The 13,285-nt window shown below is 67.5% G+C and carries 12 protein-coding genes; 8 read left to right on the top strand and 4 right to left on the bottom strand.

All coding sequences use genetic code 11. The features are described from left to right. Positions 1-466: 466 nt before the first annotated feature. Complete coding sequence (gene tyrS, locus AC5P6E_RS16740; protein ID WP_191850509.1) at positions 467-1,678, bottom strand: tyrosine--tRNA ligase; 1,212 nt, start codon at positions 1,676-1,678, stop codon at positions 467-469. Positions 1,679-1,845: 167 nt separating this feature from the next. Here tyrS and AC5P6E_RS16735 point away from each other — a divergent pair, with 167 nt between their 5' ends. After that, positions 1,846-3,318 (top strand): M23 family metallopeptidase, encoded by a 1,473-nt coding sequence (locus tag AC5P6E_RS16735; RefSeq protein WP_010486866.1) that lies wholly within the window; start codon positions 1,846-1,848, stop codon positions 3,316-3,318. A gap of 65 nt (positions 3,319-3,383) precedes the next feature. Further along, positions 3,384-4,511 (top strand): anhydro-N-acetylmuramic acid kinase, encoded by a 1,128-nt coding sequence (locus AC5P6E_RS16730; protein WP_329835145.1) that lies wholly within the window; start codon positions 3,384-3,386, stop codon positions 4,509-4,511. A 79-nt stretch (positions 4,512-4,590) separates the two neighbouring features. Here AC5P6E_RS16730 and AC5P6E_RS16725 read toward each other — a convergent pair whose 3' ends face one another. The 3 genes from AC5P6E_RS16725 to AC5P6E_RS16715 form a co-directional block, all read right to left on the bottom strand. Further along, a complete protein-coding gene (locus AC5P6E_RS16725; protein ID WP_005420465.1) occupies positions 4,591-4,821 on the bottom strand; it encodes a hypothetical protein in 231 nt (76 codons plus the stop codon). A 78-nt stretch (positions 4,822-4,899) separates the two neighbouring features. Then, positions 4,900-6,273 (bottom strand): AmpG family muropeptide MFS transporter, encoded by a 1,374-nt coding sequence (locus AC5P6E_RS16720; protein ID WP_317613863.1) that lies wholly within the window; start codon positions 6,271-6,273, stop codon positions 4,900-4,902. Further along, a complete protein-coding gene (locus AC5P6E_RS16715) occupies positions 6,270-7,070 on the bottom strand; it encodes an exodeoxyribonuclease III (protein ID WP_005420469.1) in 801 nt (266 codons plus the stop codon). The genes AC5P6E_RS16720 and AC5P6E_RS16715 overlap by 4 nt, the downstream gene beginning before the upstream one ends. 165 nt (positions 7,071-7,235) lie before the next feature. On the opposite strand from AC5P6E_RS16715, the gene pyrE reads away from it, so the two are divergent. The 6 genes from pyrE (at position 7,236) to kdpC (ending at position 13,280) form a co-directional block, all read left to right on the top strand. Beyond that, positions 7,236-7,895 (top strand): orotate phosphoribosyltransferase, encoded by a 660-nt coding sequence (gene pyrE / locus AC5P6E_RS16710; RefSeq protein ID WP_010486876.1) that lies wholly within the window; start codon positions 7,236-7,238, stop codon positions 7,893-7,895. 18 nt (positions 7,896-7,913) lie between these two features. Further along, positions 7,914-8,576 carry a hypothetical protein gene (locus AC5P6E_RS16705; RefSeq protein ID WP_049435221.1) on the top strand — a complete coding sequence of 221 codons (663 nt, stop codon included), beginning with the start codon at positions 7,914-7,916 and terminating at the stop codon, positions 8,574-8,576. Positions 8,577-8,750: 174 nt separating this feature from the next. Then, the gene (locus AC5P6E_RS16700; protein ID WP_005407770.1) at positions 8,751-8,843 is read left to right on the top strand and encodes a potassium-transporting ATPase subunit F; all 93 of its coding nucleotides are present in this window, start codon (positions 8,751-8,753) and stop codon (positions 8,841-8,843) included. 12 nt (positions 8,844-8,855) lie between these two features. Beyond that, positions 8,856-10,565, top strand: a complete 1,710-nt coding sequence (kdpA, locus tag AC5P6E_RS16695) for a potassium-transporting ATPase subunit KdpA (RefSeq protein WP_279914934.1) — start codon at positions 8,856-8,858, stop codon at positions 10,563-10,565. A 10-nt stretch (positions 10,566-10,575) separates the two neighbouring features. Further along, positions 10,576-12,633: a potassium-transporting ATPase subunit KdpB gene (gene kdpB, locus AC5P6E_RS16690; protein ID WP_053442400.1), complete on the top strand. Its 2,058-nt coding sequence runs from the start codon at positions 10,576-10,578 to the stop codon at positions 12,631-12,633. Further along, positions 12,630-13,280 (top strand): potassium-transporting ATPase subunit KdpC, encoded by a 651-nt coding sequence (gene kdpC / locus AC5P6E_RS16685; protein ID WP_049412120.1) that lies wholly within the window; start codon positions 12,630-12,632, stop codon positions 13,278-13,280. The genes kdpB and kdpC overlap by 4 nt, the downstream gene beginning before the upstream one ends. Positions 13,281-13,285 lie beyond the last annotated feature (5 nt).

Here is a 13,285-nt window from a genome sequence, read left to right as displayed (position 1 = left end):
GTATCGCTTGCTTTAAAACAATTAATAGTTGCTTGATCAAACGTCTGCAAGATGGACAATCATCCTTCCTGCAGGCGCCTTCACAAGATACCTGCGCATACTTTCAAAGATCCGGGGAAGTGGCCTCAGCGCCGTTCCCGTGCGCTGCGAAGTTTCCTTCGTAGCGAGCCGCCCATTATGCCAGACTTTTTCAGTCCGTCAACACCCTCGTTCGATCATCTCGTTCGGCGGTGGTGGGCGCCCTGATGTCGCTGAAGCCCCTTGGTGGCGACCCCTGCGACGGGGGAGGAGAAGTATGTCCCTATTCCCATCATTTGTGAAGGGGGTGTGGCGATTTTTTTCAACGGATGTTGCATCTGTTCATCCGTCGCGCTGGGGGAGGACCGCTCGAAGAGCAAGCCAAGCGCGGGCTTGGCTCTACAAGAGCATCAAGGAAGGGCCGGCTGGCGCCGGCCCTTCCTTTGTCTCAGGCGGCGACCAGGCGCACGCGGGCGAAGGTGCGCTTGCCGACCTGCAGCAGGCCTTCGAAGCCCGGCTGCAGCACCTGCTGGCCGTCTTCCACTACTTCGCCGTCCACCTTGACCGCGCGTTCCTTGAGCTTGCGGTTGGCTTCGGAGTTGCTCGGGGTCAGCCCCGCCGCGGTCAGCAGTGCGGCGATACGCAGGCCTTCGGCCGGGATCGCCACGTCCTGCAGCGGCAGCTGGGTGATGTCGCCCTGCCCGGTCACCGCCGCTTCCCAGCCGGCAATGGCCTGCTCGGCCGCCGCAGCGTCGTGGAAGCGGGTCGCCAGCTCACGCGCCAGGCGCAGCTTGACCACGCGCGGGTTCAGGCCGCCATTGGCCACCTGCTCGCGCAGCTGCACGGCTTCAGCCTGGCTGATGTCGAAGGACAACAGCTCGATCCAGCGCCACATCAGGGTGTCGTCCACCTTCATGGTCTTGGTGACGATGTCGATGGCCGGTTCGCTGATGCCAATGTAGTTGCCCAGCGACTTGGACATCTTGTTGACGCCGTCCAGGCCTTCCAGCAGCGGCATGGTCAGCACCACCTGCGGCTTCTGGCCGTGATGTTCCTGCAGGCCACGGCCCATCAGCAGGTTGAACTTCTGGTCGGTACCGCCCAGCTCGACGTCGGCCTCCAGGGCCACCGAGTCGTAGCCCTGCACCAGCGGGTACAGGAACTCGTGGATGGCGATGGACTGCTGGGCGGCGTAGCGCTTGGCGAAGTCATCGCGCTCGAGCATGCGCGCCACGGTGTGCTGGCCGGCCAGGCGGATCATGTCCGCCGCGCCCATCTTGCCGAACCACTCCGAGTTGAAGCGGACTTCGGTACGGCTGCGGTCCAGCACCTTGAACACCTGCTCCTCATAGGTACGGGCGTTGGCCAGCACATCCTCGCGGCTGAGCGGCTTGCGGGTCAGGCTCTTGCCGGACGGGTCGCCGATCATGCCGGTGAAGTCGCCGATCAGGAAAACGACCTGGTGGCCGAGGTCCTGGAACTGGCGCATCTTGTTCAGCAGCACCGTATGGCCCAGGTGCAGGTCGGGCGCGGTGGGGTCGAAGCCGGCCTTGATCCGCAGCGGACGGCCTTCCTGCAGGCGCGCACGCAGATCCTCGAGCTTGAGGATCTCGTCGGCACCGCGGCCGATCAGGGCAAGGGCTTCTTCAATCGAGGACACGTGACTACTCCCGGCAACGCCGATTCTTGTGTGGGGTGTTAAAGCAAAGTTAACCCGATTGGCTTCACAAAAGCCAATGGGCACAAGGGTTTGACGCGGTTTTCTCAGGTGTCTATGGTAACCGGCGATCAGGCCCGCGCTCCCGGGCTGCCAGGAAAAAACCGCCGATGCACAATTCCGAACAAGGCCGCGCACGCAAGCAGCGCTTCCAGGAACGCCTCCACGTCCTGCACGACAACGCCCTGCATCGGAAGCTCAGGCAACATCTTCCCGCCGCCTTCAATGAGCGCTGGACCCGCCGCCATTGGATGCACGCCAGCCTGTTCGCGACCATCGGCGCCCTGGTGGCAACGATCGTCCCGGGCTTCTCGCACACCATCGACGCCCCCTTTGCCGACAGCCATACCAGCCTGGCACTGCCGTTGCCGCCGCTGACCATGGCCCGCCAGCAGCAGGTGCCCGGTGACAGCTGGCAGGTGCTGCGCGTGGAGCGCGGCCAGACCCTGAGCGATCTGTTCGACAAGGCGGGCATCCCGGCCACCACCCTGCACCGGGTGCTGGACCACCCCGGTGCACGCGAGGCGCTGACCAAGCTCCGCCCGGGCGCCGAGATCGCCTTCGACATGCCGCTGTCCGGTGACCTGCGCAGCATCCGTTTCGACCGCGATGCCGACAACCGGGTGGAACTGAGCCTGACCGGCGACGACATCAAGGAGAAGGTGACCCAGCGCGAGACCTCCACGCGCACCGTGGTCACCAGCGGCGAGATCACCAGTTCACTGTATGCCGCGGCCCGACGCGCCGGGCTGTCGCCGTCGGCGATCGCGACGATGACCGACGACATCTTCAAGTACGACATCGACTTCTCGAAGGACCTGCAGCCGGGCGACCGCTTCAGCGTGGTGATGGATGAAACCTGGCGCGAAGGCGAGAAGGTGGACACCAGCAAGATCCTGGCGGCGACCTTCACCACCGGTGGCAAGACCTATTCCGGCTTCCGCTTCGACCGCAACGGCAAGTCCGAGTACTACGACATCAACGGCCGTTCGCTGAAGAAGAGCTTCATCCGCATGCCGATCCCGTTCGCGCGGCTGAGCTCGACTTTCGGCGCGCGCAAGCACCCGGTGCTGGGCAAGATGCGCATGCACAAGGGCGTGGACTACGCTGCGCGCACCGGCACCCCGATCATGGCCGCCGGCGATGCCCGCGTGCAGTTCGCCGGCGTGCAGCGCGGCTACGGCAACGTGGTGATCCTCGACCACGGCCGCGGCCACACCACCCTGTACGGGCACATGTCGCGCTTTGCGAACATCAAGACCGGCCAGCGCGTGGCCCAGGGCACGGTGATCGGCTATGTCGGCTCGACCGGCCTGGCCACCGGCCCGCATCTGCACTACGAATTCCGCGTCAACGGCGAGCACCGCAATCCGTTGACCGTGACCATGCCGCCGCCGGAGCCGCTGAAGGGCGCCGAGCTGGTCGCCTTCCGCGCGCAGACCGCACCGGCGATGGCCCGCATCCAGGGCATGGAGAAGCTGATCTACGCCGACGCCAGCCCGGCACCGACCAGCCGCGACGAGGCCGCCCCCGAGGTGGCCAGCGCCAAGGACAAGCAGGCGACCGGCCGCAAGCGCGGCTGAACCCCTGCGTTGACGAAGAAGGACGCGGCAGCCCAAGCTTGCCGCGTCCTTTTTTTATGCCCGCCATGAACACGACTGCCGACGCTGACGCCCCCCTGTACCTTGGCCTGATGTCGGGCACCAGCGCCGACGGCATCGATGCCGCGCTGGTGCAGTTCCCCGCTGGCGGAGGCTGCCGCTTCGTGCACGGGCTGACCGCCCGCTGGGAGCCTGTGCTGCGTGCGCGGCTGGTGGCGCTGGGCGAAGGCGGACCGCTGGACTCGCTGGAGGAGCTGGGCGAGCTGGACGCCCGGATCGCGATCAACTTCGCCGAAGCCGCCAATCAACTGCTGGCCGAGGCCGGCGTGGACCGCAGCCAGGTCCGCGCGATCGGCTCGCACGGCCAGACCGTGCGCCATCGTCCGCTGGCCACCCCCGCCTTCACCGTGCAGCTGGGCGATGGCAACCGCATCGCCGAGCTGACCGGGATCACCACGGTATCCGACTTCCGCCGCCGTGACGTGGCCGCCGGGGGCCATGGTGCGCCGCTGATGCCGGCCTTCCACCTGGGCATGCTGGGCGCCGCCGATGAGGACCGTGCGGTGCTGAACCTGGGCGGCATCGCCAACCTGACCCTGATCCCGCGCGAAGGTGCGGTGCGTGGCTTCGATACCGGCCCGGCCAACGCGCTGATGGATGCCTGGTGCCAGCGCCACACCGGCCGCACCTTCGATGCCGACGGCGCCTACGCCGCCAGCGGCGCGGTGGACGAGGGCCTGCTGGCCGGCTGGCGTTCGGACCCGTGGTTCGCGCTGCCACCACCGAAGAGCACCGGCCGTGAGCAGTTCCACCTGGCCTGGGCCGAGGTGCACATGGGCGAAGGCCAATACGCTGCCGCCGATGTGCAGGCCACCCTGCTGGAGCTGACCGTGGCAACCGTGGCCGATGCGCTGCTGACGCAGCAGCCGCGGACCCGGCGCCTGCTGGTCTGTGGCGGCGGTGTGCGCAACCGGCAGCTGATGACGCGCCTGGCGGCGCGGCTGCCGGGGGTACAGGTGGAGTCCAGCGCGGTGCACGGGCTGGACCCAGAGTACGTGGAGGCGATGGGCTTTGCGTGGCTGGCGCAGCGGACGATGGACGGGCTGGCCGGCAACCTGCCGAGCGTGACCGGGGCCAAGGGGCCGCGGATCCTCGGGGCGATTCACCTGGCGTGAGGTGGCGTCATCCACGCATGGCGTGGATCTACCGGGCAGCCGAGCGTGGGCTCGGCTCTACAGCATTGCGGCGCGGCCGCTAATCGAAGCCCTGCCCTGCGGGCAAGGCCTGCAGGGCGGCGATGGCGTCGGAGAGCGCGTCCACTTCGGGATCGCCGAAGCCGGAGCGAACCTCCAGTTCACTGCTGAACAGGCCCTGCTCCAGCAAGGCGGCGCAGGTCTGTTCGTGGGTCCAGCCGCGGGCGACCGCGACACGTCGGATGCGTTCCAGCAGCAGCGGGTCCAGGTCCCGCAGCACAACGTCGGCCATGCTCACTTCCCCGTTCGCAAGGCACCGCCCCCTCGGCGCGTCGGGGGCGATGATCCCGCAGACCGGGCGGGCAGGCAATCAGGTGGCGCTGGCGGCCTGGCGACGGCGCTGCTGCAGGATCAGCAGGGCGCAGAGGATCACCACCGGGATCGCCACCAGCGCGGTACCGACGAAGAACAGCGCGTAGCCTTCCAGCAGCGTCCGGCCCTGTGCGAGCGTCTGTACCGACCACCCCGAGAGCCCCTTGAGCGCCTTGCCGGGCATCGCGTAGAACGAACTCAGCAGCGCGTACTGGGTTGCCGTGTATCCGATGCTGGTCAGGCTGGACATATAGGCGATCAGCGCCGTACCGGCGAAACCGCTGGCGAAGTTGTCGATTGCCATGGCCACGGCGAAATGGGTCGTGTCCGGGCCCGAATAGGCCAGCCAGGCAAACGCCAGGTTGGAGGCAGGACCCAGCACGGCACCCACCATCAGCGCCACCAGCACCCCCCAGCGCACCGAGACCAGGCCCGCCGCAGCAATGCCGACGAAGGTCGCGACCAGGCCCACCGAGCCCCGCACAGCACCCACGGTGTCCTCGTCCAGGCCGAGATCGACGTAGAACGGGTTGGCCATCGGCCCCATGACGAAGTCGGCCATGCGATACACGCTGATGGCCACCAGGATCAGGATCGCACCGCTGCGATGCTCGCGGACGAAAGCGATGAACGGCCCCGCCACGGCGTCGAACAATCCGCGCGGCGTCCACAGGGAAGTCGCCTGTGCCTGCACGGCAGCCACTTCCCGCGCGGGTTCACGGGCCATGACCACGGCTACCACGCCAAGCGCCATCAGCACGGCCATGATCTCGTAGGAGACCTGCCAGCCAACACGGGCCGCGATGATCAGGATCAGCGCATCGGTGACCAGCAAGGCAGTGCGGTAGCCCAATGCCGAGGATGAGGTCAGCAGGCCAAGCTGCTCGCTGTTGTCAGCACTTTCAATGCGCCAGGCATCGATGACGATGTCCTGGGTGGCCGAAGCAAACGCCACGATCACGGCCATTACGCCGAACACGACGATGTGCTGCCAGGCGATGCCCAGGAACTGGATCTGGCCGCCCTTGGGCTGGACCAGCGCCATGCCGACAAGGCCCACCACCACGACCAGCTGCGACAGCAGCATCCAGCCGCGGCGGCGGCCGAAACGACCGAACAGAGGCACGTCGGTCTTGTCGACGATCGGCGCCCACAGGAACTTCATGGTGTAGGCCAGCCCGACCCATGACAGGAAACCGATCGTGCTCAGCTCGATGCCTTCCTTGCGCATCCAGAAGCCGAGCGTGTTGCCCACCAGATAGATGGGCAGGCCCGAACTGAAACCGAGCAGCAGCATCGCCAGCACCTTGCGCTGGCTCAGGTTGGACAACACCTGCTGCCACGGTCGGCGCGGCTTGGCGGCCTCGGTCACAGGTCGTAGTCCACGGTGAACGGGGCGTGGTCGGAGAAGCGCTCGTCGCGGTAGATCGAACAGCTACGCAGTTTGTCGCGCAGGCCCGGAGTGATGAACTGGTAGTCGATACGCCAACCGACGTTGTTCGCACGGGCGGCGCCGCGGTTGCTCCACCAGGTGTAATCCTCGCCGGTGGGGTTGAGCAGGCGGTAGGCATCGGCCCAGCCACGGCCGGCGGCGACATCGGTGGCCTGGCCGTGGTCGGCGCACAGGGCGTTGAGCCAGTCGCGCTCCTCCGGCAGGCAGCCGGAATTCTTCTGGTTGGACTTCCAGTTCTTGATGTCCAGCGCCGAACGCACGATGTTCCAGTCGCCGCACAGCACGTAGTCGCGGCCGCTGCGCGCCCACTCCTCCAGGATCGGCCGCAGCCATTCCATCACTTCGAACTTGAAGCCCTGGCGCAGGTCGCCCGAGCTGCCGGACGGGATGTAGAAGGAGACCACGCTGAGGTTGCCGTAGCGCGCCTCGATGTAGCGGCCTTCGTCGTCGAACGGCGCCCAGCCCAGCGAGGTGATGACCTGGTCCGGCTCGCGCTTGCTGTAGATCGCCACGCCGCTGTAGCCCTTCTTGGTGATGGCGTCGCGATAGAAGCAGTGGTGCCCGTCTGGACGGAACATCGGGTCGGTCAGCTGGTCTTCCTGGGCCTTGGTCTCCTGGATGCACAGGACGTCGGCGTCCTGGGCACGGAACCAGTCGAGGAAGCCCTTGGTCGCGGCGGAACGGATGCCATTGGCGTTGAAACTGATGATGCGCATGCAAGGGACCTACTACGACAGGAAACCGGGCAAGCATACCGGTTGCCCGCGGGGCTGCGCAGTCTGCCCGGCCAGGCCGCGACGCCCTTCACACGGGTCCGGACGAGCGCGAAACGCCCAGCTGGATTAGGATTTATGCTCCAAATGAAGATGAATCGAGTTTTGATGAGCGACCACCGCCACCGTTTCCTGCAGCTGGCCCTGACCGCCGACGCCCTGCGCTTCGGCCAGTTCACCCTCAAGTCCGGCCGGCTGAGCCCCTATTTCTTCAACGCCGGTCGTTTCGACTCCGGTTCGCTGCTGTCGCAGCTTGGCGCCTGCTACGCCGATGCCATCGATGCCACCGGAATCAAGTACGACGTGGTGTTCGGCCCGGCCTACAAGGGCATCCCGCTGGCCACCGCGATGGCCTGTGAGCTGGCCCAGCGTGGCCGCGACCTGCCGCTGTCGTTCAACCGCAAGGAAGCCAAGGACCATGGCGAAGGCGGCCAGCTGATCGGCGCCGACATGAATGGCAAGCGCGTGCTGATCGTCGACGACGTGATCACCGCCGGTACCGCGATCCGCGAAGCGCTGGGCATCATTCGCGCTGCCGGTGGCACCCCGGCCGGCATCGTGGTGGCGCTTGACCGCCAGGAGATCGCTTCGGAAACCGATCGCCGTTCGGCGGCGCAGTCGGTGGCCGAGGAGGCCGGCATTCCGGTGATCGCCGTGGCATCGCTGGCCGATCTGCTTGATTTCGCCTCCGGCAACCCGGAACTTGTGGGCTACCGGCAGCCGCTGGAAGCCTACCGGGCCCAGTACGGCGTCCGTTCGATCCGCTGACCGACCAGGGGAAAGGTCATGTCCCGAGTTCCTGCTGTTCTCTTTGCCGGCCTGCTGCTGGCCGTGCCGTTCACGCTGCCGGCGCAGTCGCGGGGTGGCGACAAGGTGGAGAAGAAGCTGTACTGCTGGAACGAGGGCAAGGAGCGGATCTGCAGTGATTCGCTGCCGGCCGATGCGGTCAACCATGCCCGCGAGGAATTCAACGCGAAAAGTGGCCTGCGCAATGCGCAGGTCCAGCGCGCGTTGACCGACGAAGAGCGCGCCGCCGCCAGCACGGTGGCCGCGCAGCAGCAGCTGGACCTGATGGCCGAGCAGACCCGGCAGCGCACCGAGCAGGCGATGCTGACCACCTATGGCAGCGAGGACGACCTGCGCCGGGTGTTCGCCGAGCGCCAGGAAGTGCTGGACAACAACCTGAAGACGGCCGAGTACAACGTCACCAGCCTGCGTGAGTCGCTGGTAGCCCTGTTGTCAGCGGCCGGTGACCGCGAACTGGCCGGTGCCAAGGTGGCCGACAAGCAGGCCGAGGCGATCCGCCAGCGGCACGTGCAGCTGCAGTCGCAGCAGCGCCTGCAGGCCGGGTTCCTGCAGCAGCAGCAGGCGTTGAAGGCGGAAATTGAAAGCACCCTGCAGCGCTATCGCGAGCTGAAGGGCGTGGCGCCGGCTGCCCCGGCAGGCTGACGACGCTCCTGCCGCCGGGCATGGCCCGGCGCTACCCCGGGCCCGGTTACGGGTTGGCCCACGGAATTTATGCACTCTTTACGCGTCGGCCCGGTCCGGCGCGTAGTGCGTTTATGGTGGGCAGGACGACTATGGCGACCTGAGGTGGAGGGGTTCCACCAGGACGCTATTGCAATGTCCCCCTGGCTGTCGTTGTTGTGTGGCGTGCTGGTGCTGGTCGCCGCCGCCTATCTTCTTTATGTCGTGCTGCGGCCCGAGTCGTTCTGAGCGGAGCCGGCCATGACTGAGATGCTTGTGATTATTGCCGCCAGCCTGCTGCTGGCGTGGCCGCTGGGCCTGTACCTGGCCCGCGTGATGCGGGGCACGCCGATGAAGGTCGACGTGCTGTTCCACTGGATCGAGAAGCCGCTGTACAGGGTGTTCGGCGTCGATCCATCGCGCTCGATGTCCTGGCGCGGCTACGTGCTGGCCTTCGTCCTGAGCAACGTGGTGGTCGCGGTACTGACCCAGGCGGTGTTCATGACCCAGGCCTGGCTGCCGCTGAATCCGGATCAGATCCCGAACATGCGCTGGGACACCGCGCTGCACACGATGATCTCGTTCCTGACCAACACCAACCAGCAGCACTATTCGGGCCAGGCGCAGCTGTCCTACCTCTCGCAGATGACCGGCATCACCGGCCTGCAGGTGGTGACGCCGATGATGGGCCTGGCGCTGGCGGTGGCCACGCTGCGCGCGTTGTTCTCGCGTGCGCCGCAGACTGCGGCCGCCACCGGTAGCGGCGATGACCGCCAAGTGGCGGTGGGCAACTACTACGTGGACGTGGTGCGCCTGTGCGTGCGCTTCCTGTTGCCGCTGTGCCTGGTGTGGACACTGGTGCTGACCAGCCAGGGCGTGCCGTCGACGATGGCCGGTGGGCCACAGGCCACGCCGATCGATGCCAGCGCCGGCATGGCCGGACAGAAGCTGCCGTTGGGCCCGGTGGCGGCAATGGTCGCAGCCAAGCAGCTGGGTGCCAACGGTGGCGGCTGGTACGGCCCGAACAGCAGCTTCCCGCTGGAGAACCCGACCCCGCTGTCGAACGCGCTGGAGATCGTCGGCATCCTGCTGGTGCCGATGGCGGTGATCTTCATGATCGGCGCGTTCACCGGCCGGCGCCGCTTCGGCGCCCTGGTGTTCAGTTGCATGCTGGGCATGTCGCTGCTGTCCACCGGCGCGATGATGTGGAGCGAAGGGCATAGCGCCAGCGCCGCCACGCCGTTGCTGATGGAAGGCAAAGAGGTGCGCTTCGGTGCCGACGGCACTGCGCTGTGGGCGGCAGTGACCACCCAGGTCTCCAACGGTTCGGTCAACGGCATGCACGATTCGCTGGCGCCGCTCAGTGGCGGCATCGCGATGGTCAACATGCTGGTCAGCGCGATCTGGGGCGGCATCGGTTGTGGCCTGCAGCAGTTCATCGTGTACCTGCTGCTGGGTGTGTTCCTGGCCGGGTTGATGACCGGACGTACGCCGGAACTCTTCGGCCGCAAGCTGGAGACGCCACAGGTGCGCCTGCTGGCCCTGCTGGTGCTGCTGCAGCCGATCACCCTGCTGGTGTTCACCGCGATCACCCTGGCCGTACCCGGCCTGGCGGGCACCTCCAACCCCGGTTTCCATGGCATCAGCCAGGTGTTCTACGAGTATGTCTCGGCCTACGCCAACAACGGCTCGGGTTTCGAGGGGCTGGGTGACGCCACGCTGTGGTGGAACCTGAGCTGCTCGCTGGTGCTGCTGCTGGGCCGCTTCCCGCTGCTGATCATCCCGCTGGTGGTGGCCGCACAGCTAGCCGCCAAGCGCCAGGCGCCAGAGTCTGCCGGCAGCCTGCAGATCGAAACCCCGACCTTCGCCCTGACCCTGGTCTCGGTGATCGTCATCCTGACCGTGCTGCAGTTCCTGCCGGCGCTGGTACTCGGCCCGATCGCCGACCACCTGAGCCTGGGACTGCACTAAGGACACCCCGATGAGTACCCACGCAAGTTCAACCCGCAGTTCCCTTGCTCCGCGCCCTGCCCTGCTCGATGGCGCCGGCCTGCGCCGTGCGCTGGTCGACGCAGTGCGCAAGCTGTCACCGATGCACCTGGTACGCAGCCCGGTGATGGCAGTGGTGATGGCCGGCACGATCGTCGCCGCCATCGTCACCCTGACCGGCAATGCGCCGCTGGGCTTCGGCCTGGCGGTGACCGCGATCCTGCTGGTGACCGTGTTGTTCGGCAACTTCGCCGAGGCGGTGGCCGAAGCGCGCGGCCGTGGCCAGGCCGCCTCGCTGCGCCGTGCCCGCCAGGATCTGGTGGCGCGCCGGCTGGCTGCGCCGCAGCCGGGCGCGGCCGAAACCCAGGTACCCGCCGCCGAACTGCGCCCGGGCGACCATGTGATCGTCAGTGCCGGTGAGCTGGTGCCGGCCGACGGCGAGATCGTGCAGGGCCTGGCCACCATCAACGAAGCGGCGGTGACCGGCGAATCGGCACCGGTGCTGCGCGAGGCTGGCACCGACCGTTCCGGTGTGATCGGCGGCACCAAGGTGCTGTCCGACCAGATCATCGTGCGGGTGACCGCCGAGCCGGGCCACAGCTTCCTGGACCGGATGATCGCGCTGGTGGAGGGTGCCAACCGCCAGAAGACCCCGAACGAGATCGCGCTGACCCTGCTGCTGGCGGCGATGACGCTGACCTTCCTGGTGGTGGTGGCGACGCTGCCTGCGATCGGCGCCTCCGTGGGCGTCAAGGTCGACCCGCTGTTGCTGATCGCGCTGCTGGTGTGCCTGATCCCGACCACCATCGGCGGGCTGCTGCCGGCCATCGGCATCGCCGGCATGAACCGTGCGCTGGCCGCCAATGTGCTGGCCAAGTCGGGCAAGGCGGTGGAGGTGGCCGGCGACGTCGACGTGCTGCTGCTGGACAAGACCGGCACCATCACCTACGGCGACCGCCAGGCCAGCCACTTCCATCCGTTGGCCGGTATCGATGCCAGCCAGCTGCGTGAAGCGGCGCTGCTGTCTTCGCTGGCCGACCCGACCCCGGAAGGCAAGTCGATCGTGCGCCTTGCGCGCGAACAGGGCTGCGCCACCGCCGAACCGGACCATGCCGACTACCTGGCCTTCACTGCCCAGACCCGCATGTCCGGCGTGGACCTGGAACATGGGCGGCAGATCCGCAAGGGTGCCGCCGATGCGATCCGTGCTCACGTGCAGGCGCTGGGTGGCAACGTGCCTGCGGAACTTGCAGGTCGCGTCGAGCAGGTGGCGCGCAACGGCGCCACCCCGCTGGTGGTGGCCGAGGGCCGCCACGTGCTGGGCGTGATCGAGCTGTCGGACGTGGTCAAGCACGGCATGCGCGAGAAGTTCGCGCAGCTGCGGGCGATGGGCATCCGCACGGTGATGATCACCGGTGACAACCCGCTGACCGCCGCCGCCATCGCTGCCGAGGCCGGTGTGGACGACTACATCGCCGAAGCGCGGCCGGAAGACAAGCTGGCGCGCATCCGCCAGGAGCAGGCCGGTGGCCGCCTGGTGGCGATGGTCGGCGACGGTACCAACGACGCCCCGGCGCTGGCCCAGGCCGACATCGGCCTGGCGATGAACTCCGGCACGCAGGCGGCGAAAGAGGCCGGCAACATGGTCGACCTGGATTCGGACCCGGCCAAGCTGCTGGCGGTGGTGGAAGTGGGCAAGCAGCAGCTGATCACCCGCGGCGCGCTGACCACCTTCTCGCTGGCCAACGACGTCTCCAAGTACTTCGCGATCCTGCCGGCACTGTTCGCCGCTGCCGTTCCGACCATGGCCGCACTGAACGTGATGCAGCTGTCGAGCCCGCGCAACGCCGTGCTGGCGGCGCTGATCTTCAACGCCCTGGTGATTCCCGCCCTGATTCCGCTCGCCCTGCGTGGCGTGCGCTTCCGCCCGGCCACCGCAACGGCGCTGCTGCGCCGGAACATGCTGGTGTACGGCCTCGGCGGCGTGCTGCTGCCGTTCGCGGCAATCAAGGCGATCGACCTCCTTCTTGTCCTGGTATTCGGCGCATGAACCGTACTGTTTCCACTTCGTCTTCTCTTCCCCGCGAACAGAAAGCCGAGGCCCGCGTGGCCAGCCTGCAGGATGGCGCAAGCTGGCGCCCGGCGATCGGCCTGGGCCTGGCCACGCTGCTGCTGGCCGGCGCGGTCTACGCCGGTATCGCCACCGGCTTCGCCGGCCTGGCCTACCCGACCCAGGCCGAGGGCAGCCTGCTGCGCGATGGCAACGGCCAGGTACGCGGCTCGGCATGGCTGTCGCAGCCGTTCACCGGTGACGGCTACTTCCAGGCGCGCCCGTCGGCCGCCAACTACGACCCGATGGCCGCGGCCGGTTCCAACATGGCGCGCAGCAACCCGGCACTGGCCGAGCGCGTGGCTGCCAGCACGGCTGCGGTAGCCGCACGCGAAGGTGTCGCGCCGGCGCAGGTGCCTGCGGATCTGGTCACCCAGTCCGCAGGCGGCCTGGATCCGCAGCTGTCGCCGGCGGCGGCTCAGCTGCAGGTGGCACGCGTAGCGCGTGCCCGTGGCCTGCCGGTGGCGCGCGTACAAGCGCTGGTGCAGGCGCATACCGAAGGCCGCCAGTGGGGCCTGTTCGGCCAGCCGCGGGTGAACGTGGTGACGCTGAACTTCGCGCTGGACCACGCGGCCAAGGCGCCGTGATGCCG

The sequence above is a fragment of the Stenotrophomonas sp. YJH_SMC_16 genome (assembly GCF_059367875.1).
Note: the sequence above shows the minus strand (reverse complement) of the source record. Positions and strands in the feature narration are given on the sequence as shown.

Bases quoted from the DNA above. Each gene is read 5' to 3' on its own strand.
- AC5P6E_RS16735 (WP_010486866.1), top strand. From the start codon at position 1,846: ATGCACAATTCCGAACAAGGCCGCGCACGCAAGCAGCGCTTCCAGGAA.
- AC5P6E_RS16730 (WP_329835145.1), top strand. From the start codon at position 3,384: ATGAACACGACTGCCGACGCTGACGCCCCCCTGTACCTTGGCCTGATG.
- AC5P6E_RS16725 (WP_005420465.1), bottom strand. From the start codon at position 4,821: ATGGCCGACGTTGTGCTGCGGGACCTGGACCCGCTGCTGCTGGAACGC.
- AC5P6E_RS16715 (WP_005420469.1), bottom strand. From the start codon at position 7,070: ATGCGCATCATCAGTTTCAACGCCAATGGCATCCGTTCCGCCGCGACC.
- pyrE (WP_010486876.1), top strand. From the start codon at position 7,236: ATGAGCGACCACCGCCACCGTTTCCTGCAGCTGGCCCTGACCGCCGAC.
- AC5P6E_RS16705 (WP_049435221.1), top strand. From the start codon at position 7,914: ATGTCCCGAGTTCCTGCTGTTCTCTTTGCCGGCCTGCTGCTGGCCGTG.
- AC5P6E_RS16700 (WP_005407770.1), top strand. From the start codon at position 8,751: ATGTCCCCCTGGCTGTCGTTGTTGTGTGGCGTGCTGGTGCTGGTCGCC.
- kdpA (WP_279914934.1), top strand. From the start codon at position 8,856: ATGACTGAGATGCTTGTGATTATTGCCGCCAGCCTGCTGCTGGCGTGG.
- kdpB (WP_053442400.1), top strand. From the start codon at position 10,576: ATGAGTACCCACGCAAGTTCAACCCGCAGTTCCCTTGCTCCGCGCCCT.
- kdpC (WP_049412120.1), top strand. From the start codon at position 12,630: ATGAACCGTACTGTTTCCACTTCGTCTTCTCTTCCCCGCGAACAGAAA.